We start from the raw sequence: 22,905 nt of genomic DNA, 5'->3' as shown, positions 1-22,905 counted from the left end.
CATGCGCAAGGCCGGGATACTTGTCGCGACCGCCTTGGCCCTGGTGCTTCCCGGTACCGGGGCCTTGGCGGCCAAGGATCAGGACAAGGACAAGAAGGAACCCAGCGCGGCGGTGAAGGCTGCGCGGGATTTCAACAAGGATCCCTATCCTTCGACTTACAAGCCCTATCCGGGGCGGGCGACGGTGATTGTCGGCGCAACGGTGTTCGATGGCACCGGCAAGCGCTTTGACAAGGGCGTGGTGCTGCTCAAGGATGGTAAGGTTGCCGGGATCGGCGGCAGCCTGGCCGAACTCGACGTGCCGGCCGATGCGGTGCGGATCGATGGTACCGGCAAGTTCGTGACGCCGGGGATCATCGATGCCCATAGCCACCTGGGCGACTATCCCAGCCCGGGCGTTGATGCGCATTCGGACGGCAATGAAATGACCGATCCGGCCACTCCCAATGTCTGGGCCGAACATTCGGTCTGGCCGCAGGATGCGGGTTTCTCACGGGCCATGGCCAACGGCGGGGTAACCGCGCTGCTGGTCCTGCCCGGTTCGGGCAACCTGATGGGCGGGCGCGGAGTGGTGCTGAAGAATGTGCCCAGTCGCACGGTGCAGGGGATGAAGTTCCCCGCCGCGCCTTACAGCCTGAAGATGGCTTGCGGCGAAAACCCCAAGCGCGTCTATGGCAGCAAGGGCCGTGCGCCCAGCACCCGGATGGGCAATTTTGCGGTCAATCGCGAAACCTGGATCAAGGCGACCGAGTATCGCCGCAAGCGCGACGAGGGCAAGCTGGAAAGCCGCGACCTCAAGATGGAAACGCTTGCCGGTGTGCTCGACGGGACGATCCTGGTTCAAAACCACTGCTACCGGGCCGATGAAATGGCGCTGGTGCTCGATATGGCCAAGGAGTTCGGCTATCGGGTCTCGACATTCCATCATGGGGTCGAATCCTACAAGATCGGCGATCTGCTCAAGCAGGCTGATACCTGCAGCGCGGTCTGGGCCGATTGGGGGGGGTTCAAGATGGAAGCCTATGACGCGATCCCCGAGAATGCCGGGCTGCTCTTCAAGGCCGGGGCCTGCGTGGTAATCCATTCGGACGATGCCAACGGTATCCAGCGTCTGCCCCAGGAAGCTGCCAAGGCTCAGGGCGATGCGCGGCGGATCGGGATCGATATCGCTGATGCCGAAGTGATCCGCTGGCTGACGCTCAACCCCGCCAAGGCGATCGGCGTCGACAAGCTGACCGGCAGCCTCGAAGCGGGCAAGGCCGGTGACATGGTGCTTTGGAACGGCAATCCGCTATCGGTCTATTCGCGGCCGGAAAAGGTCTGGGTCGATGGGGCGCTGCTGTTCGATTCCAGCGATCGCAAACGCCGCCCGGTCAGCGATTTCGAACTTGGCCAACCGGGCGAAGGAGACGTGAAATGAAGCGCGCACTCCTCTCTGCTGTTGCACTTACGGTAGTCCTGGCGGCAACAGCTACGCAGGCGCAGGATGTGGCGATTACCAACGCCAGAGTCGTGATCGGTGACGGCAGCGATCCGATTGCAAACGGCACGGTTCTGGTGCGCGCCGGCAAGGTGGTGGCCGCGGGAGCTGGCGTTGCTGTGCCGGCCGGCGTCAAGGCGATCGACGCCCAGGGCAAATGGGTTACCCCGGGCCTGGTCGTGGCCGTCACCGACCTGGGTCTGGTCGATGTCGGCGCGGTTGATGACAGCAATGACAGCGCTGCCGGCAAGTCGCCGTTCAGCGCCTCGCTCGATCTGTCCACTGCGATCAATCCAGATGCCCAGCCGATCAAGGTCAGCCGGGCGGGCGGGGTTACCCGGGCAGCGGTGGCGCCGATTGGCACCAACACGATCTTTGGCGGGCAGGGCGCGGTGATCGACCTTGGTGCTGATCCGCAAGCCGTAACTGTGCCGCGGGCCTTCCAGTATGTCGAACTGGGTGAAACCGGTGCCAGCCGCGCCGGGGGCAGCCGGGTTGCGACTTATGCCGAACTGCACAACGCCCTGGGTGAAGCGAAGGAAATTTCGCTCGCCCCGGCCGGTGCGCGGCGCGACGATGTGCTGCTGACCCGCCGCGATGCGCAGGCGCTGGTCCCGGTGGTGACGGGTCGGCAGCCGCTTTACGTGCATGTCGAGCGAGCGGCTGATATCCGCATGGTGCTGGGCTTGCGCCAGGAATATCCGGCGCTGCGGTTGGTCATAGTCGGTGCGACCGAGGGCTGGCTGGTGGCCGGAGAGCTCGCCCGTTCCGGCGTTCCGGTGCTGGCAACCCCGCTCAATGACTTGCCTGACAGCTTCGAGCAGCTGGGTTCGACCCAGTCAAATGTCGGACGGATGAAGGCGGCCGGGGTTCGGGTTTCGCTGGGCGCGTTCTTCGATCAGCCGCGCTATGCCCCGCAGTATGCCGGGAACCTTGTAGCCCTGACGAGGGTGCCCGGCGCCAGTGGGCTCAGCTGGGGGCAGGCCTTTGCCGCGATCAGCTCAGGTCCGGCTGAGGCGATGGGCATGGGCGAGCGGTTTGGCAGTCTGCGCCCGGGCCGGGCCGGAGACGTGGTGATCTGGGATGGCGATCCGCTGGAGCTCACTTCAGGGGTGGTCAAGGTGTACATCGATGGCATTGAACAGCCCCTCGACAATCACCAGACGCGCCTTCGCGACCGTTACCAGACGCCGACCGAAGGGAGCCTGCCCAAGGCCTACGACTGGTAGCGAGATCCAGCCAACAGGGGGGAGCATGAACGAGGAATATGCAAGCCTGGTCGCCGCGACGCTGACCTTCGTCGGCACCCATTTCGCGCTGTCGCATCCGCTGCGGGCGGGGCTGGTCAAGCGACTGGGGGCGGGCGGATTCTCGGGGCTCTACTCGCTGGTGGCCCTTGCCAGCTTTGCCTGGATGGCGCTGGCCTTTCGGGGCCTGCCAATGGCCGAGCACAATCTGTGGGATGGCAGCGGCGAAGCAGCCTGGGCATTGGCCAGCCTGGTGATGCTGGCCGCATCGGTGCTGCTGGCCGGCTCGTTCAAGGGCAACCCGGCCATGCCGCGGCCTGATGCCGCCGAACAGGCCCGCCACCGCCCGAAGGGCGTGTTCAGGGTGACCCGCCACCCGATGATGTGGTCGATGGCGCTGTGGAGCGTCGCGCATATTCTGGTCAGCCCAACTCCGCGCGTGCTGATCCTGGGTCTGGCGATCGGCTTTCTCGCGCTGGTCGGCTCCTTCCTGCAAGACCGGAAGAAGTCACACCTGATGGGACCGGCCTGGGACACCTGGGAACGGCACACCACCTTCCTGCCCCGGCCTGCCGCACTGCTCGGCGCTGGTGCTGGTGCCTGGCTGGGCGGGATTGCATTGTGGCTTTCCGCCACCTGGTTGCATCTCTGGCTGACTGGAATTCCGGCTGGACCCTGGCGGTGGCTGTAAGGGTCTATTTCTCCAGCACGTAGGTAATTTCGTGGCAGAGCAGTGACGGGCGCAACCGCTTCAGCGCGGGCATGGCGCCCACCGCACGCACTTCCAGCAGTTTCAGCCCGCTGGCTTCGGCAAGCCGCCGCACTGTATCGACAGTGAAATAGTGCAGATGCCCGCCATCCCATTCGCGCTGCTCGAACCAGTTGGCGGCCGAAGTGACGGGAAGCTTGCCGCGCAACAGGTCAATCCGGCAGCGGATCGAGCCGACATTGGGCAGATTGACGAATAGCCGCGCCCCTGGCCGTGCCACCCGCGCCACTTCGGCAAAGGCGTGGAACGGATCATAGAGATGTTCGATCACCATCATCGCGATCACCACATCGAACCGCGCATCCTCGAACGGAAAGCGGTGGTCGAGGTTGGCCACATGGATCGCAAGATTATCCGGCCGCCCTTCGCGGGCAAGGCGATCGACAATGTCGACGATTTCATAACGGCTGCAACCCGGAGCCAGGTTCTCGACTACTCCGTTGCCACCATAGCCCATCTCCAGCGCATGTTTGCCGGGATTGTCGCGCAGGTATTCATAGACCGCCGAATAGCGGTGATTGCCAGCCTCCAGTGCCGCCCGGCTGAGCGAGGCAACACCGCCATCACGCTCAAGCTGTGCAGCAAAACTGCGTTCGTAGAAAATCCGCGCGGGATCGTCGGGCTGGACCGGTTCGCTTGCCATGATTTGAGGCCCTTAGCGCAGCAAGCCCGCGCAGCCAATGGACCTTCGTGGCGGGGCTGTGTAGGGCACAGTCCGATGAGATTTCAGCTCTGCCATGGATAGCGATGCGCCGCTTGCCGGTCGGCGGATCGGACTGGTTTCGGCCTGGGCCTCGCGCCTGGGCGGCGGGGTGTTCGAAGCCGTCTTGGCGCAGGCCCGGCTGATCAAGGCCCAGGGCGGCGAAGCCATGGTGTTCGCGCTGGAAGATGCCCACAGCGCCGAAGATGCAGGCCGCTTTGGCGAGGTTCCGGTTCGGGTCTTCCCGGTCACCGGCCCGGGCCAGATCGGCTATGCCCCGGGCCTGTTGCCGGCACTGCTGGCCGCGCAGCTCGATTGTCTGCACTTGCACGGGATCTGGATGTACCCTTCGCTGGCGGCCAGCCGCTGGGCTGGGCAGACCGGGAGTGGCTATGTGATTTCGCCGCACGGGATGCTCGATCCCTGGATCACCGCCCGGGGCCGGTGGAAGAAGGCGCTGGCCCGGGCCGGCTATGAACGCACCAGTTGGCGGCGGGCCAGCTTCCTTCACGCGCTGACCGACCGCGAGGCGCGGGATATCACGGATGAGACCGGGCGCGCCGACAGCGTGGTGATCGCCAATGCCGGACCTGCGGTCAGCAGTGCGTCCCCTGCAATCCGTCCGCCGCACCTGGTCTATATCGGCCGCATCCATCCCAAGAAGAACCTGCTGGCACTGGTCGAGGCGTGGCGCCAGATCGAGCGGCCCGGTGCTGCCCGGCTGACTCTGGCGGGCTGGGGCGAGGATGCCGATGTCGCCGATCTCAAGCGAAGCGTCAGCGCGGCGGGGCCATCGGTCGAATTCGTTGGCCCGGTCTATGGCGCGGCCAAACAGGCGCTGCTTGATGGCGCACGCTTTACCGTCTTGCCATCGCACAGCGAAGGTTTGCCGATGGCCGTGCTTGAAGGCTGGGCCGCCGGCGCCCCGGCGGTGCTGACGGCCGAATGCAACCTGCCCGAAGGGCTGGCCGCAGGCGCGGCGGTCGAATGCGGCTATCTGGCGGAAACGATCGCTCCGGCGCTGCAGCGCGCGCTGGCCATGGATGAACGCGAATGGGCGGCCATGGCCACGGCAGCGCGGGAACTGGCCCGGGGGTCCTTCTCTGCGGAAGCGATTGCTGCGAAATGGAGCACGGCATACCTGCGCGCAATCGACCTGGGGAGGGGACAATGACCGCACCGCTTGATGCCCGCAAAAGCCGCCCGCTGGAGGGCGGTGCCAGCTTTTCGCTGGGCAACCGGCTGGCCCGGGTGGTGTGGATGGCGGCGTGGCTGATGTTGTGCCGCTTTACCCCGCCGCCGTTCCATTCCTGGCGGCGGCTTGTGCTCAGGGCCTTTGGGGCGAAGGTCGGGCGGGGTGCGCGGGTTCATGCCAGTGTTTCGATCTGGTTGCCGGCCAACCTTGAGCTGGGCGACCAGGCGCTGATCGGGCCCGGAGTCAGGCTCTACAACCAGGGCCGGATTGCGATCGGCGCGCGCAGCGTGATTTCACAGCGCGCACATATCTGCGCCAGCACGCATGATGTGCGCGATCCGCTGTTTCAGTTGGTGCTGCGTCCGGTGACGATTGGCGAGCAATGCTGGGTTGCGGCTGAAGCCTTTGTCGGCCCCGGGGTGACCATGCACGATCGCGCGGTGCTGGGCGCGCGTGGGGCGCTGTTCGACGATGCGCGCGCGGATTCAGTCTATGCCGGCAATCCAGCGCAATATGTGAAGGATCGCCAGCTCAGCGCTGCAGCTTGAGTTCGACGCCTTCAAGCCAAACCTCGCCCGCTGCCGGGGTCACTCCAAATCCCAGGATCTGCGCACCACACCCGGCTGCGACGTTTGCCTCCGCCTGCCACAGGCCGGTTCCGCGATCGAGTGTGGGGGTTAGCCAGACCGGTTCGATACCGCGACACGTCAGGCTGGCGACCACCGCATCACTCGGCAAATCCTGGCTGTTGCCCGACCGCCAGCTCAGCAGATAGCGGCCCGGCGCCAGCGTCAGCAACTGGGTTGCCACCAGTCGGGTCCGCGCGGGGGTGCCATGAACTGTCAGGCGTTTGCCCGGACCGCTGGGCGACACTTCGAATCCCAGCGCCAGTTCGTTGTTGCCTTGCAGTTCCCAGGCAAAGGCGCTGGGCCTTTCACCCAGCGTTGCCAGCATGAACTGCCCGTCGCCCACCAAACCCTGGCCGGCAACCGGGCAATGGGCCCGCCACAGGGCCGCACCCTCGCTGAACTGGCCCAGCACCGCCAGCCGGTTCGCCCCCGGTGCAATCGCACTACAGCCCAAGACCAGCCGCCGGTCAGCCGCTTCGATCAGCACGGGTACGCGCTGCAACATGGCATCGACGGGCAAACTGGCTACGTCTCCGGCATAGGCATCCAGCCAGACCGGGGCAGCGGCCATGCGTTCGACCAGGGCCGTGCGCCCGGCCGGGTTACGCTCCATCGGATCCAGCAGGGACCGCTGGCGGTGCAGATCAGGCTGCTGGCGCAGCAAGGCATCCAGCCGCATCGCCGCGATGCGATAATCGTTCGCCTCCAGCGCGCGCGCCATCCAGTAGCTTTGCGTTATCGGCACGCGCCAGCCAAGCTTGCCGGCAACGCGAAAGGCCAGGTCGGCGCCGCCGCGTTCGCCGCTGGCGAGCCGTCCAGCACCCAGCATGGCTGCGCTTTGCGGGTCGGTCGGGCTGTCAGCGATCGCTGCCTTGCCCAGCGCAAGCGCTGCCTTGGCATCGCCGGCGGTCAGCGCCTGGCCGCCCCGAACCCGCAGCGCTTCGGATGCAAACAGCGCCGGCACCCTGGAGGCCAGGGCTGGCTGCTGGGCGCTGATCCGATCTAGTCCGCTGCCCAGCGCCAGTGCGGCATAGCCAAGGCAACCAAGAGCCAGGGCGATCCGCCGTGCCATGTCAGCGCTTCTCCGCTTCGCTTTCGTACTGGTAGTAATCGTAGCCGTAGTATTCGGAATAGCGGTTGCCGGCCTTGAGCGGATCGAATTTGGTCAGCACCGCGCCCAGCAGGATCGGACGCATGGCGCGCAAGCGGCGCAGCGCGGCCTTGAGCGAGCCGCGGCGGCTGCGATCAGCCTCAACCACGAAGACCACCCCGTCAACCAGCGCGGCCATCAGCGGCGCATCGGCCAGGCCCAGGATTGGCGGGCTATCGACCACCACGATATCGAACTGGCTGGCGGCTTCCTGCAGGATCTCCTCGATCCGTGCGGTTGACAGCAGCTCGGTCGGGCTGGGCGGGATCGGGCCGGCCACCAGCAGGCTCAGGTAATCCTGGTTCGATTTCAGCACCACTCCGGCCAGCGGATCGTGCGAGGTCAGCAGGGTCGAAAGACCCTTGTCGTTCGACAGCTCAAGCCGCTTGTGCAGCGAAGGACGACGCAAGTCGGCATCGACCAGCAGCACCCGCTTGCCCATCCGGGCAAAACCCGAAGCGATCGCGTGGCTGCTGGTGGTCTTGCCTTCCGATGCCTGCGCGCTGGTAACCAGCATGATCTGCGGCAGTCCATCCGGCGTCGAATAGAGCAGCGACCCGCGCAGCGAGTTGTAGGCTTCCGAAATCGGCGACTTGGGATCGAGCAGGGCATCCTGCGGCTCGCCACTCTGGCTTTGCGGGACCACGCCCAGCAGCGGCAGGGTCAGCTTGGCCTCGATATCCTCGGGCACGCGGATCGCGTCGTCGAACTGGTCCTTGAAGAACACCACCATTGCAGCCAGGCCCAGACCGATGATCAGGCCGACCAGCAGGTTCTTGAACAGATTGGGCGAGGACGGGCCCTTGGGCACTTCGGCGTTGTCGATGATCGAGATGTTCGACAGGCTGACGCCCGCGATCGCGTTCAGCGTCTTGTAGCGTTCGAGCAGACCTTCGTAGAGCTGGCGGTTGGTATCAGCTTCGCGGGCCAGCAGATTGTACTGCACCGATCGATCCTGTTCGGCCATGGTCTCGCCCTTCAGGCGGTTGACCTGTGCCTGCAGCGCGCGTTCGGTGCCCAGCGCAGACTGATATTCGTTGCGCACCGAATTGCGCACCGAATTGGCCACCTGGTTCAGCTGCTGGTTGATCGAGGACAGCTGGGCTTCGCGGGCCTTGATCGAAGGATAGTCGGCAAGGTGCCGGGCACGATCCTGATTGAGGTCCGCTTCGACCCGGGCCTTGTCGGACAGGAGGGTGACGATCGTAGGGTTCTGGAGGACCATCGTCGAGCTGAGCAGCGGTCCACTGGAAACCGCGCGCCACCGGCCTTCGGCCTCGATCCGGCGGGCGGTTGCTTCATTCGCGGCGGTGTTGAGCTGCGACAGGCTGGAGGTGGTGACCGAAGTGCCGCGATCGACCGACGTCTTGCCGCCGGTGCTGTCAATCTCGCCGTTGCCGGTGCGGATGATTCCAGCCTCGCGGGCATAGGAATTGACCGCACGTTCAGATGCCTCAAGCTTGATCTTGGCTTCGGCCAGCTGTTCGCCCAGGAAGTTGCGGGCATAGGCCGAACTGTCGAACTTGCGTTGCAGGTTGGCCTGGATGAATTCGGCGGCATAGCCGTTGGCGATCCGCGCAGAAAAGCTTGGATCGTTCGACTCATAACGCAGCGTGACGATGCGCGAATCGCGCGGCAGCTTGACGGTCAGGTTGCCGGCCAGCAGCCCGACCGCGTGATCGCGCAGCGCTTCGGGCGATGCGCCTGCCGGTGGGGCCGGCAGACCCTGCGCGGCATAGAGATCCGGATTGCCGATCAGGTTCAGCTTTTGCGCAACGCGCAAGGCCAGCCCGCGGCTCTGGATGATATCGGTCTGGGTCTTGAGGAAGCGGTCGATATCATAGGTCGCCGTTTCCGGATCCTGGCCGGCATCGTCCTTCGAGCTCAGGATGCGTCCGCTGGTATCATTGATTTGGATCGTTGAACTGGCGGCATAGCGCTTGGTCTGGAGCATGGTGGTGACCAGCGCGATCGCCAGGGCCGCTGCTACGATCGCCGCGATCAGCCACATGTTGGCGCGGATTGCGGCCGCCACATAGCGGAAGTCGAAGGCAGACCGGGTTGTGCCGAAGTGCTCGACCTCGTCGGCCGCGTCGAGATGCGCGTGGCCGAAATGATGCGGATCGACTGCGGGAAGATTGCTGGACAAGATGGCTTTCCTTGGATCCGCGGCTTTACCGGAAAATGTAGAACAGATTGAAGGCCGGCGCGGCCTGGAGGAATTGCTTCCAAGCCGATTTCAGGCTCGACCGACCGACCACCACGGTATCGCCGGCCAGCAGCTGCGGATCGGCGGCGCGGCCCTTGCGAATATCGTCAAGATTGAAGCGGGCGCCCATCCGCTGGTCGTTGACCACGCGGAAGATCATCACTTCGTCAAGCCGCGCGGTATCGGTCGGGCTCTTGGCCTGAGCGATCGCGGTCAGCAGCGTGGTGTTGGGCAGGGCTTCGAACACGCCGGGTTCGCGCACATCGCCTTCGACGGTGAAGGTGGTGCGGCGACGCTCGGTCACGATCACTGCCACCTGCGGGTCGCGAATGAAGCGCGCGCCCAGTCGCTGGACCAGATCGTCGCGCAGCTGGGCCGCGTTACGCCCGGCTGCGGGAACCTGTCCGGCCAGCGGAACCTGGATGTTGCCGCTCGAATCCACCACATAGGCGTCCGAGGTCAGTTCCGGTTCGCCCAGCACGCGGATCGAAAGGTGATCGCCGGCCCGCAGGGTGTCTTCATCGGGCCAGGCTTCAGAATTGGGAAACACCGCATAGGCCGCCGGTCCGGCAGGCAGTGAATCGGCGGCCTTTTCGGCGCAGCCCCCCAGCGCGAGGGCCACGACTGCAGCAGCAACAAGGCTCGCATGCCGAGGCTTGACCATTATTCGACTTCTCCTGGATCGGGTGCGACGCGCGGCGCCATCAGCAGTCCTGCGCAGACCGCGCCAAGGCAGGCCATTGCCATGGATCGTAAGGGATAATCAACCATCGAATGGAGCGCGAAAACGGCCAGTCCGGAGATCGCGAACCACGCCAACCCCTCGCCAATGCGGGCCGGATCACGCAGCGCCTGCCTTGCCGCGCGCAGCACGATCCAGCTGCAGGCCCCCAACACCGCGATTCCGGCGATTCCTGCTTCGATCAGCAGCTCGAGATAGTCGTTGTGCGCCCGGTTGGGCAGGAACGGACGCACCGCTTCCAGTTGCTCGTCGGCGATCAGCGCGGGGGTGAAATCGCCCATACCGACCCCGAAGGGGAAGTACTTGCGCGCTACGAAGGCGGCATCGCGCCACAATTGCGGGCGCAATTCGTTGGTGAAGTCGAATCGCTCGGCCACCGCCATCAGGGTTGGATTGCTGCGCACCAGCACCAGGCCCAGGACTGCGGACGCGGCCACGGCGGCCAGCGCTAGCAGCAGGTGACGCCGGGTCCAGGCCAGCCAGTCACGCAGCAGCCACAGGCTGACCGCCAAGGGTATCGGCAGCAGTGCCATCCCGGTGCGCGAGGCGGTCAGCACCACCCCCAGTGCGAACAGTGCCAGCCCGCCGCCGGCCAGGCACAGCACGATCACGGCCCGGTTCGGGATCATGTGCCGCGCAACCAGACGGCGCACCAGCAGCGGTACGGCGAGCATGGCGACCAGCAGGAAGTCGGCGGTCGAATTGCGGTTGGCCTGAAACCCGGTGATCACCGGGCGGGTTTCGTCGTACAGATGGACGGGGCTGGTCTCGCCGGCGGTCAGCTGTAACGCGCCCAGCAGCAGTGCGACCAAAGCTACCGTCAGCGTGACCATGACCAGGCGCATGCGGTAAGCGCTGGGCAGACAGGCAGTCATCACCAGCAGCAGCAACGGCGGCAGCAGCGAGAGCAGCGCGGCCAGCGTCCGCTGCGGGGCGAGCGCCAGCGGCCGCCAGGTCTCGTCAAGATCGATCAGCGCCAATGCTTCGCGCTGCACCTCGCGACCGGGCAGCGCTTGCCAGACGAATGGCGGCAGCGGGACAAGTTGCACCAGGGGCAGGGCCACGATCAAACCGGCGATCCACCAGGCGCCTTTGGGGACACGCTGCCAGTCGTTACGGCTGCCTGGCAAGGTCAACCAGGCCAGGGCAGCCAGCGCGGCCAGCAGGCTGAGAATCAGTTCGGGCAGCGGCGCGGGCGAGCCGCCACCACCCAGCACCAGCGCCGCGCCAAGCAGCGCTGCCGCCAGCCAACCATTGGCCCGCATCGTGTCGAGCAAGCTCGAATGGTTCGAACGACCTGGCAGGATCCCCCCCCCCCTAAATCCCCAAGCGATGGATATGCGAATCCGGCCGGCGGATTCGGTCAGACCTTATCCGCCCAGCGAACTTTCAGGCAATCGGAATTGATGGCCAGGAACGGCCAGAGTTCAGCCGTGGCTGGAACCGCCCAGGGCAACCCCAAGGCCGGCAGCGCCAACGACGCCCAGCAGCAGCGGGACCACATAGCCCGACCCGCCACCAGCGGTCGCGGTTTCAGCAACAGCCTTGCCAATCAGCGGTGCGCTTTCGCAGGTCCGATCACGCAGCAGGGCGGTGACGACGTCTTCGGCCGAACCGTTGTTGCTGGCAGCGCCGGTCGTTACGATGCAGACGCACTTGCCGTTGTCGAGCACCTGGCGGGCAATATCGGCAACGCCGGGTGTCCCCGTGCGGATCACATCGACCCGGCAGCGATTTTCCGCGCCGCCGTCCGCACCATCGGCGAAAGAGGACTGCAGAGCAGGCATGGCTTCGATCGAGCGAGTGCCGACACCGGCAAAACCGGCACCGACCAGGGCTACAGAAGCTGCAGCAGCAAGGAACTGCGAAGTCACTACGGAATACTCCTAGGGATATTTGCAGAGGCTTATAACACAGCACTTATTACCAAGTCCACCTCGTTTCGTCTCAAAAACATACGATTTCAGGGGCTTGCTACAAAGATAAACCTCACGTGAACAGGCGATCAAAAGTTGAAAAAACAATGCCTTAGCCAGTTCTGGCTAGAACGCCCGATCATGGGCCAGTACCCGGATCGTCCCAAGCACGATTCGCAAGTCCCGCCATAATGACCAGCCATCGAGATACTCGAGATCCGATTCCAGGCGCTCTGCAAGGTCTTCTTCACGCTCGGTCGCACCGCGCAGGCCGCGGATCTGCGCCAACCCGGTCAGTCCGGGCTTGAGTGCGTGGCGTTCCCAATAGCGGTCGTCAACTTCCCAGAACAGCTTCTCGCCGGCTTGCGAGCCCAGAGCATGGGGACGCGGGCCAACCATCGACATCTCGCCCTTCAGAACGTTGATCAGCTGGGGCAGCTCATCAATGCTGGTGCGCCGGATGAACCGTCCGACCCGGGTGACTCGATCATCATCGCGGCTTGTCGATTGTTCGCCCAGGCCGTCGCTGTGGGCCGCGCGCATCGAGCGGAACTTGTACATGTTGAAGAACCGGTTGCTGCGCCCGACGCGGCGCTGGAGGAACAGGATCGGACTGCCATCCTCCACCAGAATTGCGATCGCGACGATCAGCAGCAGAGGTGACAGCACCAGCAGGCCGCCACCTGCCAGGGTCAGGTCGAACAACCGCTTGGCTGCCCGCGCGCGCAGCCCCAGCGGGCCAATTGATACCCGCAGGAAACCCTGACCGCCAACCGCGCGCGCGCCATGCGCGCCCAGTTCGGCCACCGTGGGATCGATCACTTCACCATCGATGCTTGCGCCTTTCAGAAGTCGCGCCCAGGCCGCGCGACGTTCGGGCGGGCAGGTTACCACCACCCGATCGATCGCATGCAGTACGGCACCAATCCGGTTAAGTTCGGCCGGATTGTCCAGGGCGGGAACCAGCGCCATCGCCCGAGCATCGATGCACGGCACGCCCGGCAGATCAACCGCCGGGCCGCCATCGTCGATCAGCAGTTCGTTGATCAGCCTGTCGCCACACCGCCAACGTACGAAAGCGCGCAATTGCAGGCGGGTCCAGATCAAGGCGAGGCCGGCCATCATCACGCCGGCGGTGAACAACACGCGCGAGAATTCCGCGCTGGATTTGGTGTAGAAGGTGATGAACACCACTGCGGTAGCCGAGATCGCCAATGCGCCCAGCGCCCGCAAGGTCCCGGTTCGGGCCGACCGCAAAGTCGAAAGCGAATAGGCCCCGTTGTATAATGCAACCGTCAGAAATACCGGCAGCAGCAATTGCGCCAGCAGGCCCGCCTGTTCCAGCCCATGGCGACCAAGATAGAGATAGCCCGAAAGCCCGAAACCGGCAAAAATCGCCAGGATGTCGCCCAGCATCTGGGTCAGATAGGCCTGAAGCCGCCGCCGTTCGAGCGGCTGGGCCGGGACGAACGCTTCGCCCTGCGCGGGCGCGGCTTCAGCGGCTCGATCGGCGCTGCTGACGGAAATTTCGTTCATCGGTTGCAACCCGTTCGGATCGACTGCTCGATCTTTCGTGGCGCGTCCATGGCGGAGAACGTAGCTGCGGGCAAGCCGCCTCCCATCGTGCCTTAGCTGCGCGGAGCAGCGAATCGGGTGATTTCAGCAAGTTGCTGCGCCAGCAAAAGTTCGGCATTCTGGCTGTTGGCCAGCAGCAGCCGGTGCAGTTCGATGAGCCGGTCAACCAGCCGTGCCAGCTTGCGCCCGCGCCAGATCGACAATTGCTGGATCAGATCGCGCTGGTCCTTCCAGAACACGCGCTTGGCATTGGTCTCGGCCTCGATGAATTCGCGGACATTGCCGCGCGGGCCCATCCGCGCCGCCAGCTGCGCCAGCTGGGTGGCGCGACGTTCGAAGGCCAGCAGCAGGCCAACCGGGTTGAGCCCCAGTTCGCGCATCCGGTGCAGTTCGGCGGCCAGCTTGCCGCTTTCGCCCGCCAGAACGACGTTGACCAGCGACATGAAGCCATCATCCTCGGTCCGTGCACCGATCGCCTCAAGCGTGGCGGCATCGGCCTGGCGCGGCGCCTGCGGGCTGGCATCAAGGTAGAGCGCCAGCTTGGTCACTTCGGACTGGGCCAGCCGGGTGTCGAGCGCGGCCGCCTTGGCGATCCGTTCGGCCAGATCACCCGCCAGCCGCACCCCGGCGGCATCGGCCATGTCGCGCACCGCGCCGGTCACGCTGCGCAGGTCGGGCGGATAGAACATCGCCACCAGCGCATCGGGCCGGCCCGCCAGCAGTTTGGCGGTGCGTGACTTGTCGGTCGCTCCGCTGGCCACCACCAGCACCGGCCAGCCCGGGGTATCGTCTGCGATCAGGTTCTGCAGCGCATCGTGCGCATCATCGCCGCTGGCGCGGATCCAGATGTGGCGGGTGTCGCCGAACAGCGAACTCGATCGCGCCTCGTCGCCCAGCCGCACCGGATCCCGTTTAAGGTCGCCGCCCGCAAATTCGACCCGTTCGCCGGGATCCGGCAGCAGGCCCAGAATGTGATGCGCGGCATCGTGGGCGCCGGCCTCATCCGGGCCGCAGAAGAAGAACACCCGGGCTTCGCGTGCGGCACGGGCGGCCTGGGCCTTGAAGTCCTTCTGGGTTGCCTTCACGGCGCGGGCGCTGGGCCGCTGCGCAGCTTCAGCGCGACGCGCGTCACGATCCGGTCGGCCACTTCCTTGGCCAGGTTTTCCAGCGCCGCCTGCTCGGCGGCGATCGTGGCATATTCGCTGCTGGTCACGTCGATCCCGGCGTCGGAACCGACGGTTTCATCAAGCACGATCTGCCCGCTTTCCAGATCGACCAGCTGATAGCGCGCGCGCAGGGTCCGGCGTTCGCGCGCCACGGTATCGTCCGATAGCAGCCCCAGCCCCTCGAGCTTGTCGTCGAGCCGAACGTCGAGCCGATAGCGCTTGGCGCTCTGGCCGCCGGCACCAAGCCGGTCGGTCAGGGCATTGCGCACCAGCCAGCCGGACTTGCCCTCGATCGGTGAAACATCGACCGAAGACAGCCCCTGCGCCACCGTGCCACCCGCGCCGCCGCCGTACATCGGCGTCAGCCCGCAGGCAGCGAGCGGCAGCGACAGGGCCAGGGCGAGCGCCAGCCGTTTCATCACGCCACCAGGTTTACCAACCGGTCGGGCACCACGATCACTTTCTTGACTGCCTTGCCATCAAGCGCACGCTGGACCTTCTCGCTTGCCAGGGCAAGCGCTTCAAGCTCTTCGCGGGGCAGGCCCTTGGCCACGGTCACCGTATCACGCAGCTTGCCCAGCACCTGGATCGCCACGGTCACTTCATCCTCGATCAGCAAGGCGGGATCGTAGGTGGGCCAGGGGGCGTTGGCGATCATGCCTTGGCCGATTGCCGACCAGGCCTGCTCGGCAAGATGCGGCATCATCGGCGCGACCAGCAGCAGCACCGCGCGGATCGCGGCTGAGCGGCTGGCAGATGGCGCGGCCTTTTCGGTCGCATTGGTCAGTTCATAGATCCGGGCCACCGCCTTGTTGAAGCCCAGCCCTTCGATGTCCTGCGCGACTGCCGCGATGGTCTGGTCGCGCTTGCGGTCGAGCGCCTTGTCGTCACCGGTGGCGGCGGCATCGTACTGGCCAAACAGGCGCCACAGGCGCTGGACGAACCGCGCGCAGCCTTCGATCCCTGCTTCCGACCAGGGCAGGTCGCGTTCGGGCGGGCTGTCGCTGAGCATGAACCAGCGCACCGCGTCGGCGCCGTAAGTCGCAATGATATCGTCGGGATCGACAACATTCTTCTTCGACTTCGACATCTTGATCACCCGGCCGACCTCAACCGGCTGGCCATCGGCCCTGAGCGTGGCGCCTTCGCCCAGCCGTTCAACTTCCTGCGGGCTGAAATAGACCGGCGCGCCATTGGCGGGGTCGATCCGCGAATAGGTTTCGTGGGTCACCATCCCCTGTGTGAACAGGCTGGCGAAGGGCTCTTTCACGTCGATCATGCCGATATGATTGAGCGCGCGGGTCCAGAAGCGGGCATAGAGCAGGTGCAGGATCGCATGCTCGATACCGCCGATGTACTGTTCCACCGGCAGCCACTGCTTGATCACTTCGGGATCGAACGGCTTGTCGCCCGGCTGGCTGGCGAAGCGCAGGAAATACCAGCTCGAATCCGCGAAGGTATCAAGCGTGTCGGTTTCGCGTTCGGCCTTGCCGCCACACTTGGGGCAATCGACGTGCTTCCAGCTGGGGTGACGCAGCAGCGGGTTGCCCGGGGTCTGGAAATCGACATCCTCGGGCAGCACAACCGGCAGCTGGTCCTTGGGCACCGGCACCACGCCGCAATCGGCGCAGTGGATGAACGGGATTGGCGTGCCCCAATAGCGCTGACGCGAAATGCCCCAGTCGCGCAGCCGCCAGACGGTGGTGCCGTGACCCCACTGGCCTTGTTCGGCGCGGCTGATCACCTCGCCCTTGGCAGCTTCGACATCGAGCCCGTCGAGGAACCGCGAATTCACCAGCGCCCCCGGCCCGGTATAGGCTTCGCCACCTTCGAACACCGGGTCGGTCTTGTCGCCATCGGCGACCACACGGGTTACTGGCAGGCCATATTTGCGGGCAAAGTCGATGTCGCGCTGATCGTGCGCCGGGCAGCCGAAGACCGCGCCGGTGCCGTAATCCATCAGCACGAAATTGGCGATGTAGAGCGGCAGCTCGATCGTATCGTCAAACGGGTGCTTCAGCCGGATCCCGGTATCGTGGCCTAGCTTTTCCTGTGTTTCGATCTCGGCTGCGGTGGTCCCGCCCTTGCGGCACAGCTCGATGAACTGGGCCACCACCGGATCGTTCGCGGCCAGGCCCTGGGCGATCGGATGGTCGGCGGCAATCGCCACGAAGCTGGCGCCGAAGATCGTATCGGGCCGGGTGGTGAACACTTCCACTTCGGTGCTGCGATCGGCGTTCCAGAACCTGAACTGCAGGCCCTGGCTCTTGCCGATCCAGTTTTCCTGCATCAGCTTGACCTTTTCGGGCCAGTTCTTGAGCTCGCCCAGGCCGTCGAGCAGCTCGTCGGCGAACTGGGTGATCTTCAGGAACCACTGGTTGAGCTTGCGCTTTTCGACCAGCGCGCCAGAGCGCCAGCCGCGCCCGTCGATCACCTGTTCGTTGGCCAACACGGTCATGTCGACCGGGTCCCAGTTGACCGCCGATTCTTTGCGATAGACCAGTCCAGCCGCGTACATATCGAGGAACAGCGCCTGTTCGTGGCCGTAATAGTCGGGCTCGCAAGTCGCCAGTTCGCGGCTCCAGTCGAGCGCGAAGCCCAGCCGCTTGAGCTGGGCCTTCATGTTGGCGATGTTGTCGCGGGTCCAGCCGCCGGGGTGAACGCCCTTTTCCATCGCGGCATTCTCGGCCGGCATGCCGAAGGCGTCCCAGCCCATCGGGTGCAGCACTTCGAAGCCCTGCATCCGCTTGTAGCGCGCGAGCACGTCACCCATCGTGTAGTTGCGGACGTGGCCGATGTGGATCCGCCCCGAGGGGTAGGGAAACATCTCCAGCACGTAGGAGCGCGGCTTGGCGCTTGCATCATCGGCACGGAAAGTCTGCGCCGCATCCCAGGCGGCCTGCCAGCGCGGATCGGCGCTGGATGGTTCAAAACGCTCGCTAGTCATGGCAGTCCCTCTAGCCGCTCGACGCGGCTTGTCGAGGGGCAGTTACACCAATTACTTCGCAGCCGAAGCCTGGCGGCGCAGGTCACGGGCGCGGGTCAGGATCACGTCTTCCAGCTTCTGCACCGTGGCGGCCTGGACAGGCGCTTCGGCCCAGACGCCGTCCTGCATCACCTGGCGGCTGGCGGCGACGCGCAGTGCATCGGCGCGCAGATCCTGGTCGAGGATCGCGACCGATACCTTCATCCGCTCGTTCGGATTGTTGGGGTTGGCGTACCAGTCGGTCACGATCACCCCGCCGTTGCTGTCGGTCTGCAGCAGCGGCATGAAGCTCAGCGCTTCGAGGCTGGCGCGCCAGAGATAGCTGTTCACCCCGATGGTGGTGATCTTCGAAGCGGCAAGATCGGCCTTGGGACGGCCCCGGCCACCACAGGCCGACAAAGCCACCGTCGCGATCGCAATCAGCCCGACGCGGCCGATCAGGCCAAGAGTGCTCGGGCGGGTGAGAGTGCTGCCAGTCATTGCCGTATCGGTTCCTGTTCGCTTCGTTGCCAGCCTGCTTGCTGGGCGCGCTGCCTCTATAGCCGAGGCGGCACCGGCGGCAAGCCCGCTTTGGCGCGCTATAACCGGGCCAGGCGGTGAACCCGGCCTGAATAGCACGCGCCCTGCTCCGGTTAACCGCAAATTCAGCCCGGCTGACGCATTCCGGGCTTGGAAGATCGGGCTTTTGGCGCGATAGTCCATCTGGTGAGTCCAAGGAAACCTGCAGGCATGAGCCAGTCGGCAACAGAACGCAGCAAGGGCGGCGCCAGCACGGCGGCGATGCTGCTGTGCGGCGCGGTCAGCCTGCTGGCGTTGCCGAGCGCGGTTCTGGCCTATGCCGGTGGATTCGAGGCCGCCGACGAATCGCTGGCCGCCAGTTCGGTCAGTGGTGCTTTCGTTCCCGCCGAAGTTGATCCGCGGCTGTCGCGCTCGATCACGGTCAGGGCGCTTTCCAAGGGCAAGATGTTCCGCTTTACCCCGGCGGCCACGCCCAGCCGGGTGGATTCCTCGGTGGTGACCCTGGCGGTGCGGGTCAATGCCAACCTGCCTTCGCTGGCGATCCGTCGCAATGCGCCGAGCGATGCCGGCACACCAACCGCACTGCCAATCGCGCCCACCGCCTACAGCCTGGGTGCAACCCGCGGCTATCGCAGCTTCGCCCAGAACAGCGCTCCGCAGCAGGGCTTTCGCCAGATGGAGATGCCCGATCTGGCCAACTACAAGCCGAAGGCGGGTGTAGCCCCCGATCCGTCGCGCTTTGCCCCGCGGATCGCGCTGGATGAGCGCGAAAAGGCCGGGCGCAGCCCGCGCACCTTCGAGCAGAGCGACCAGCAGGTCGATCTGGGCGGTTCCTATCGGGTCACCCGCAACCTTGATGTTACCGCAGGCGTCCGTGTGACTTCCGATCGTGACCGGTTGCGCCCGATCACCGATGGCCGCCAGGACAGCCAAGCGGTCTACGTCGGCACCCAGTTCCGCTTCTAGGAAATCCCGATAGTTTACGTATGCGGCAGCTTGCGCGCGGGCGCGGGCCGGTTAAGCATGCCGTAACGGTATATTGGGCCCGAACCCAAAGGACAGGAGCGGATTTTCATGGCACGTGTAGCGATCGTAACCGGCGGCACCCGCGGCATTGGCGAAGCCATCTGCAAGCGCCTGCAACGTCAGGGGCACCAGGTGATCGCCAATTATGCCGGTAACGAGGAAAAGGCCAAGGCCTTCACTGCCTCCACCGGCATTCCGGCGATTCGCTGGGACGTGGGCGACCATGAGGCCTGCATCCACAACTGCAACGATATCGCCGCCGAATATGGACCCGTGGACATCGTCATCAACAACGCCGGGGTGACCCGCGACGGCGTGCTCCACAAGATGAGCTTCGATGACTGGAACGAGGTGATGCGGATCAACCTGGGTGGTTGCTTCAACATGGCCAAGGCGACTTTCCCCGGCATGCGCGAGCGCGGCTGGGGGCGGATCGTCAACATCGGGTCGATCAACGGCCAGGCCGGGCAATACGGGCAGGTCAACTATGCCGCTGCCAAATCGGGGATCCACGGCTTCACCAAGGCGCTGGCGCAGGAAGGGGCCAAATACGGCGTCACCGTCAACGCGATTGCGCCGGGCTATATCGATACCGACATGGTCGCTGCAGTGCCTGCCCCGGTGCTTGAAAAGATTATCGCCAAGATCCCGGTCGGCCGGCTGGGCATGGCCGAGGAGATCGCCCGCGGCGTGGCTTTCCTGACCAGCGATAACGGCGGCTTCATGACCGGCTCGACCATGAGCATTAATGGCGGCCAGCACATGTATTGATGGCGAACAGCGGCGATGGAGGGAGCTCCATCCGCCGCTGCCCGCGCCGCCCGGTCAGTCGAGCATCAGCCCAACCACCCGCCAGGCGCCGTCTTCGTAAGCCATCGCCAGCGTTTCGACAGCATCGCGCCCGCCGGCAAAGTGGGTGCGGAAACGGATGTTCCAGAACCCGTTGGGTGGGGCCGGGCCGAAATCGGCGGTGATCAGCTCGCGCGAGACTGCCGGTCCCTGCGCGCCGTGGGCGCCGCGCGCAGCGGCAGTCCACCCTTCCAGCGTGTTGTTCTTGCGAAACTGACTGCCGGTCGCAGTGTAGCTTGCTTGCCAGTTGCCTGCATCGACCAGCGCCAGGAACTGCCTGGCGGCCTGCTCGGCCTGTTGCTGCGATGCATCGGCGACAACCGCATTGGCCTTTGCCGCGCCCGGATCGCCCGTGCCGCCGCCGGTCAGCGCGACAGCGGCCAGAATTGCCATTGCCATGGTCATGACTGCTCCTCCGATCATCCAGCCCGCCCGCGGCACCATGCCGGGGCGCTGGCCGGAATGGAGCGCGGTCTGGTCCCGGCCCGGCGAAGGCGCACCCCCGATTGGCTTGTCCCCCAGCAATTCGGGGGTCTGTTCCTCAACCTCGCGCAGCAGCCGTGCGGCTTCGCGGCTGGATGACGTGGCCATCTTGCGCCGCGCATCGCGCAGCCGCTCGTTGATCGTGTGGACCGAAAGCCCCAGGTGCCGCGCCATCGATTTGGCATCATAACCGGTCACCAGCAGGCGCAGCGCCTGCTTTTCCTTTTCGGTGAGTGCCTGATGTCCCTGGGCCATGTCCCCGATTTAGGGGGCAGGACAAGGACGGGCCACCCCGAATTTTTCGTAGGTGCCTTGCAAGGCTTCAGGTCTGACTGGTCGAAATCAGATTGCTCTGGAGTTGCTGATAAACCCCAAGTCGATCAGCGATTTGCCAGTGGCCGGTCAGGCGTTCGCCGGTGTCGAAGAAGTAGACTGTCGCACCCGACATCCGGATTTCGCGGCCGGTTGCGGGGAAGCCAGGCAGGTCGCCCTGATGGGTTGCCGACCACAGCCACGACATCGCCAGTTCGTGTCCATCGCCAAACAGACCCTGGATCTGGAATCGTTGATCGGGAAATGCTGCGCGAGACTTGCAGACCCGATCCTGGTAGCCAGCCAGATCGAGTGTCATGCCTTCCCACGGATCGCCTGGATCGTGATGGATCGTGTATTGCTCCGCGACGTAATTGCCAGCCGCAGCGGAATCTCCCTGGTTCCACACCGCTTCGATAAAGTCGGTGAGGCGTTGCTTTCGCGCTGCAATTTGGATCATTCTTGCGCTCCGTCCTGGCCGCTGGCGCCAAGCCCCTGCGCATAGGTAACAACGTCGGCGGGCCAGCCGGCGATCCGCTCAGCAAATAGCTGGTCATCGCCGGCAAACAGCGCACGGCAGGCTTCTTCGAAACGCGGCAGGTCGCCCGCCATGGCATTCAGGAAACGATAGGTGCGTTCGCGGGCCAGGCGCTGGGACCCATGCTCACCATCGGCCCGGCGTGCGTCATCAACCAGTCGGCGCAGCGCCTGCGATGCACCGCCGGGCTGGGCCGCAAGCCATTCCCACTGGCGGGGCAGCAAAGTCACTTCGCGCGGCACAACCCCCAGTTTGGGGCGACCGCGCCCGCGGACTTCGCTGCTCTGGTGCTGGCTAAGGCGTTGCACAATCTCGGCCGTGCTGCCGCGCAGGTCGAGGTCGATCACCTTGCCGGTTTCATCGTCAAAAACCGTCAGGCCCGCGCCGCCGCCTTGCTGCCAGGCCTCTCTGATCGCCAGGGCAACGTCCACCAGCGGTCCGCGCGCCAGGATGCGGGACTGGGCAAAGGCGGTGCAGGGGTGGGTGAGAAAATCGACCATGGTCTTTTTTAATCCGGGTAAAAATGCTATGTCAATATACCCGGATAAATTTGATTCACGGCCGCGAAGGAACAGGACGAATGAAGACGACAGATCGCAAGGCGGCGCTTGCCGCCTATCGCGAACGCAAGGTGGAATGCGGCATCTATGCCCTGCGGTGCCTGGCAACGGGTGAAGTCTGGGCGGGCAGCGCCCCCAATCTGGCCACGATCCGCAACCGCCATTGGTTCACTCTGCGGATGGGCAGCCACACCGTGCATTCGCTCCAGTCTGCTTGGCATGTCCACGGGGAACAGGCGATGGAGTTCGAGGTGGTCGAGCGCCTGGCTGACGACGTTGCCGCCATGTCCCGTGACCGCATGCTGAAAGAGCGCCTGACGCACTGGCTCGCTGCACTTGGTGCGCAGCGCATCTGAACCGGTTCGACGCTTTGTCCGTAAAATCAGGAGTCCCTTTTGGCTTCGGCTGGCTATAGACCTGCGTCATGACCACGCCTTATCACCCCCCGGTCAAGCGCTCGATCGAGATCGCCGGTCACAAGACCTCGATCAGCCTTGAGCCGCTGTATTGGGAACTGCTCAAGCAGGCGGCCCAAGCTGAAGCCCTGCCGATCAATGCGCTGGTCGGGCGGATTGATGCCGAGCGGATCAAGGCGCCCACGCCGCCGGGCCTTGCGGGTGCGGTGCGCGTCTGGCTGGTGGCGTGGCTGGCCGGGCAAATGTCCTAGCTGCTTGCCCTGGCATCGCCCTCTGACTGACCAGCCCAGTGCGCGTTCGTTGCAGGCCAGGTCATCACCTTGCCCGGTGATAACCCGGTGCAGTTTGCCCATTCGCCGCACCGACAATTCGCTTGTCATCACTGGCGATTTGGTCGAGACCTGCGGGCCAGCACGTTGCAAGTGATAACCATAGTCA

At 64.9% G+C, this 22,905-nt stretch carries 23 protein-coding genes; 9 read left to right on the top strand and 14 right to left on the bottom strand.

All coding sequences use genetic code 11. The features are described from left to right. Position 1: 1 nt before the first annotated feature. Genes IT549_RS12745 through IT549_RS12735 form a run of 3 tightly spaced genes read left to right on the top strand, consistent with a single transcriptional unit; the run spans position 2 to position 3,418 of the window. Entirely contained in the window at positions 2-1,420 is a 1,419-nt protein-coding gene (locus tag IT549_RS12745; protein WP_292973751.1) for an amidohydrolase, read from the top strand. Continuing rightward, a complete protein-coding gene (locus IT549_RS12740; protein ID WP_292973749.1) occupies positions 1,417-2,709 on the top strand; it encodes an amidohydrolase family protein in 1,293 nt (430 codons plus the stop codon). Before IT549_RS12745 ends, IT549_RS12740 begins: the two co-directional genes overlap by 4 nt. Positions 2,710-2,734: 25 nt before the next feature. After that, positions 2,735-3,418, top strand: coding sequence for an NnrU family protein (locus tag IT549_RS12735; protein ID WP_292973747.1), 684 nt, complete (start codon positions 2,735-2,737; stop codon positions 3,416-3,418). A 4-nt stretch (positions 3,419-3,422) separates the two neighbouring features. Here the strand turns inward: IT549_RS12735 and IT549_RS12730 are convergent, their stop codons facing one another. Continuing rightward, a complete protein-coding gene (locus IT549_RS12730) occupies positions 3,423-4,139 on the bottom strand; it encodes a class I SAM-dependent methyltransferase (protein WP_292973745.1) in 717 nt (238 codons plus the stop codon). A gap of 94 nt (positions 4,140-4,233) precedes the next feature. On the opposite strand from IT549_RS12730, the gene IT549_RS12725 reads away from it, so the two are divergent. After that, positions 4,234-5,370 (top strand): glycosyltransferase, encoded by a 1,137-nt coding sequence (locus IT549_RS12725; protein ID WP_292973743.1) that lies wholly within the window; start codon positions 4,234-4,236, stop codon positions 5,368-5,370. After that, entirely contained in the window at positions 5,367-5,939 is a 573-nt protein-coding gene (locus IT549_RS12720; protein WP_292973741.1) for a putative colanic acid biosynthesis acetyltransferase, read from the top strand. Before IT549_RS12725 ends, IT549_RS12720 begins: the two co-directional genes overlap by 4 nt. On the opposite strand, the gene IT549_RS12715 is transcribed toward IT549_RS12720, so the two are convergent. From IT549_RS12715 to IT549_RS12670, 10 genes are all read right to left on the bottom strand, one after another. Continuing rightward, positions 5,923-7,092: a hypothetical protein gene (locus IT549_RS12715; RefSeq protein WP_292973739.1), complete on the bottom strand. Its 1,170-nt coding sequence runs from the start codon at positions 7,090-7,092 to the stop codon at positions 5,923-5,925. The two genes, IT549_RS12720 and IT549_RS12715, sit on opposite strands and share 17 nt — an antisense overlap. 1 nt (position 7,093) lies before the next feature. Beyond that, positions 7,094-9,319: a polysaccharide biosynthesis tyrosine autokinase gene (locus tag IT549_RS12710; protein WP_292973737.1), complete on the bottom strand. Its 2,226-nt coding sequence runs from the start codon at positions 9,317-9,319 to the stop codon at positions 7,094-7,096. Between the two features lie 25 nt (positions 9,320-9,344). Beyond that, positions 9,345-10,043: a polysaccharide biosynthesis/export family protein gene (locus IT549_RS12705; RefSeq protein WP_292973735.1), complete on the bottom strand. Its 699-nt coding sequence runs from the start codon at positions 10,041-10,043 to the stop codon at positions 9,345-9,347. After that, entirely contained in the window at positions 10,043-11,386 is a 1,344-nt protein-coding gene (locus IT549_RS12700) for an O-antigen ligase family protein (RefSeq protein ID WP_292973733.1), read from the bottom strand. Before IT549_RS12700 ends, IT549_RS12705 begins: the two co-directional genes overlap by 1 nt. 162 nt (positions 11,387-11,548) lie before the next feature. Beyond that, complete coding sequence (locus IT549_RS12695; RefSeq protein WP_292973731.1) at positions 11,549-11,995, bottom strand: hypothetical protein; 447 nt, start codon at positions 11,993-11,995, stop codon at positions 11,549-11,551. 168 nt (positions 11,996-12,163) lie between these two features. After that, complete coding sequence (locus tag IT549_RS12690) at positions 12,164-13,573, bottom strand: sugar transferase (RefSeq protein ID WP_292973729.1); 1,410 nt, start codon at positions 13,571-13,573, stop codon at positions 12,164-12,166. Between the two features lie 92 nt (positions 13,574-13,665). Continuing rightward, on the bottom strand, positions 13,666-14,697 hold the full coding sequence (gene holA / locus IT549_RS12685) for a DNA polymerase III subunit delta (RefSeq protein ID WP_292973727.1): 1,032 nt from the start codon (positions 14,695-14,697) through the stop codon (positions 13,666-13,668). Then, a complete protein-coding gene (gene lptE / locus IT549_RS12680) occupies positions 14,694-15,197 on the bottom strand; it encodes an LPS assembly lipoprotein LptE (protein ID WP_292973725.1) in 504 nt (167 codons plus the stop codon). Before lptE ends, holA begins: the two co-directional genes overlap by 4 nt. Next, on the bottom strand, positions 15,197-17,725 hold the full coding sequence (gene leuS, locus IT549_RS12675) for a leucine--tRNA ligase (protein WP_292973724.1): 2,529 nt from the start codon (positions 17,723-17,725) through the stop codon (positions 15,197-15,199). The genes lptE and leuS overlap by 1 nt, the downstream gene beginning before the upstream one ends. A gap of 51 nt (positions 17,726-17,776) precedes the next feature. Then, a complete protein-coding gene (locus tag IT549_RS12670; protein WP_292973723.1) occupies positions 17,777-18,244 on the bottom strand; it encodes a DUF3576 domain-containing protein in 468 nt (155 codons plus the stop codon). A gap of 249 nt (positions 18,245-18,493) precedes the next feature. Here IT549_RS12670 and IT549_RS12665 point away from each other — a divergent pair, with 249 nt between their 5' ends. Both IT549_RS12665 and phbB read left to right on the top strand, forming a co-directional pair. Further along, a complete protein-coding gene (locus IT549_RS12665) occupies positions 18,494-19,249 on the top strand; it encodes a hypothetical protein (RefSeq protein WP_292973722.1) in 756 nt (251 codons plus the stop codon). A 108-nt stretch (positions 19,250-19,357) separates the two neighbouring features. Beyond that, entirely contained in the window at positions 19,358-20,080 is a 723-nt protein-coding gene (gene phbB, locus IT549_RS12660) for an acetoacetyl-CoA reductase (protein WP_292973720.1), read from the top strand. Positions 20,081-20,134: 54 nt separating this feature from the next. Here the strand turns inward: phbB and IT549_RS12655 are convergent, their stop codons facing one another. From IT549_RS12655 to IT549_RS12645, 3 genes are all read right to left on the bottom strand, one after another. Then, positions 20,135-20,896: a DUF4019 domain-containing protein gene (locus IT549_RS12655; protein ID WP_292973718.1), complete on the bottom strand. Its 762-nt coding sequence runs from the start codon at positions 20,894-20,896 to the stop codon at positions 20,135-20,137. 67 nt (positions 20,897-20,963) lie between these two features. Further along, on the bottom strand, positions 20,964-21,413 hold the full coding sequence (locus IT549_RS12650; protein ID WP_292973716.1) for an ester cyclase: 450 nt from the start codon (positions 21,411-21,413) through the stop codon (positions 20,964-20,966). Then, positions 21,410-21,991 (bottom strand): DUF2239 family protein, encoded by a 582-nt coding sequence (locus tag IT549_RS12645; protein ID WP_292973714.1) that lies wholly within the window; start codon positions 21,989-21,991, stop codon positions 21,410-21,412. Before IT549_RS12645 ends, IT549_RS12650 begins: the two co-directional genes overlap by 4 nt. An 80-nt stretch (positions 21,992-22,071) precedes the next feature. On the opposite strand from IT549_RS12645, the gene IT549_RS12640 reads away from it, so the two are divergent. After that, positions 22,072-22,407 (top strand): GIY-YIG nuclease family protein, encoded by a 336-nt coding sequence (locus IT549_RS12640; protein ID WP_292973712.1) that lies wholly within the window; start codon positions 22,072-22,074, stop codon positions 22,405-22,407. A 68-nt stretch (positions 22,408-22,475) separates the two neighbouring features. Beyond that, positions 22,476-22,718 carry a ribbon-helix-helix domain-containing protein gene (locus IT549_RS12635; RefSeq protein WP_292973710.1) on the top strand — a complete coding sequence of 81 codons (243 nt, stop codon included), beginning with the start codon at positions 22,476-22,478 and terminating at the stop codon, positions 22,716-22,718. Positions 22,719-22,905 lie beyond the last annotated feature (187 nt).

This window comes from Novosphingobium sp. (assembly GCF_020852455.1).
GTDB lineage: Bacteria > Pseudomonadota > Alphaproteobacteria > Sphingomonadales > Sphingomonadaceae > Novosphingobium.
Note: the sequence above shows the minus strand (reverse complement) of the source record. Positions and strands in the feature narration are given on the sequence as shown.

Coding starts and splice junctions, on each gene's coding strand:
- IT549_RS12745 (WP_292973751.1), top strand. CDS start 2: ATGCGCAAGGCCGGGATACTTGTCGCGACCGCCTTGGCCCTGGTGCTT.
- IT549_RS12740 (WP_292973749.1), top strand. CDS start 1,417: ATGAAGCGCGCACTCCTCTCTGCTGTTGCACTTACGGTAGTCCTGGCG.
- IT549_RS12735 (WP_292973747.1), top strand. CDS start 2,735: ATGAACGAGGAATATGCAAGCCTGGTCGCCGCGACGCTGACCTTCGTC.
- IT549_RS12730 (WP_292973745.1), bottom strand. CDS start 4,139: ATGGCAAGCGAACCGGTCCAGCCCGACGATCCCGCGCGGATTTTCTAC.
- IT549_RS12725 (WP_292973743.1), top strand. CDS start 4,234: ATGGATAGCGATGCGCCGCTTGCCGGTCGGCGGATCGGACTGGTTTCG.
- IT549_RS12720 (WP_292973741.1), top strand. CDS start 5,367: ATGACCGCACCGCTTGATGCCCGCAAAAGCCGCCCGCTGGAGGGCGGT.
- IT549_RS12715 (WP_292973739.1), bottom strand. CDS start 7,092: ATGGCACGGCGGATCGCCCTGGCTCTTGGTTGCCTTGGCTATGCCGCA.
- IT549_RS12705 (WP_292973735.1), bottom strand. CDS start 10,043: ATGGTCAAGCCTCGGCATGCGAGCCTTGTTGCTGCTGCAGTCGTGGCC.
- IT549_RS12700 (WP_292973733.1), bottom strand. CDS start 11,386: ATGCGGGCCAATGGTTGGCTGGCGGCAGCGCTGCTTGGCGCGGCGCTG.
- IT549_RS12690 (WP_292973729.1), bottom strand. CDS start 13,573: ATGAACGAAATTTCCGTCAGCAGCGCCGATCGAGCCGCTGAAGCCGCG.
- lptE (WP_292973725.1), bottom strand. CDS start 15,197: ATGAAACGGCTGGCGCTCGCCCTGGCCCTGTCGCTGCCGCTCGCTGCC.
- leuS (WP_292973724.1), bottom strand. CDS start 17,725: ATGACTAGCGAGCGTTTTGAACCATCCAGCGCCGATCCGCGCTGGCAG.
- IT549_RS12670 (WP_292973723.1), bottom strand. CDS start 18,244: ATGACTGGCAGCACTCTCACCCGCCCGAGCACTCTTGGCCTGATCGGC.
- IT549_RS12665 (WP_292973722.1), top strand. CDS start 18,494: ATGAGCCAGTCGGCAACAGAACGCAGCAAGGGCGGCGCCAGCACGGCG.
- phbB (WP_292973720.1), top strand. CDS start 19,358: ATGGCACGTGTAGCGATCGTAACCGGCGGCACCCGCGGCATTGGCGAA.
- IT549_RS12655 (WP_292973718.1), bottom strand. CDS start 20,896: ATGGCCCAGGGACATCAGGCACTCACCGAAAAGGAAAAGCAGGCGCTG.
- IT549_RS12650 (WP_292973716.1), bottom strand. CDS start 21,413: ATGATCCAAATTGCAGCGCGAAAGCAACGCCTCACCGACTTTATCGAA.
- IT549_RS12645 (WP_292973714.1), bottom strand. CDS start 21,991: ATGGTCGATTTTCTCACCCACCCCTGCACCGCCTTTGCCCAGTCCCGC.
- IT549_RS12640 (WP_292973712.1), top strand. CDS start 22,072: ATGAAGACGACAGATCGCAAGGCGGCGCTTGCCGCCTATCGCGAACGC.
- IT549_RS12635 (WP_292973710.1), top strand. CDS start 22,476: ATGACCACGCCTTATCACCCCCCGGTCAAGCGCTCGATCGAGATCGCC.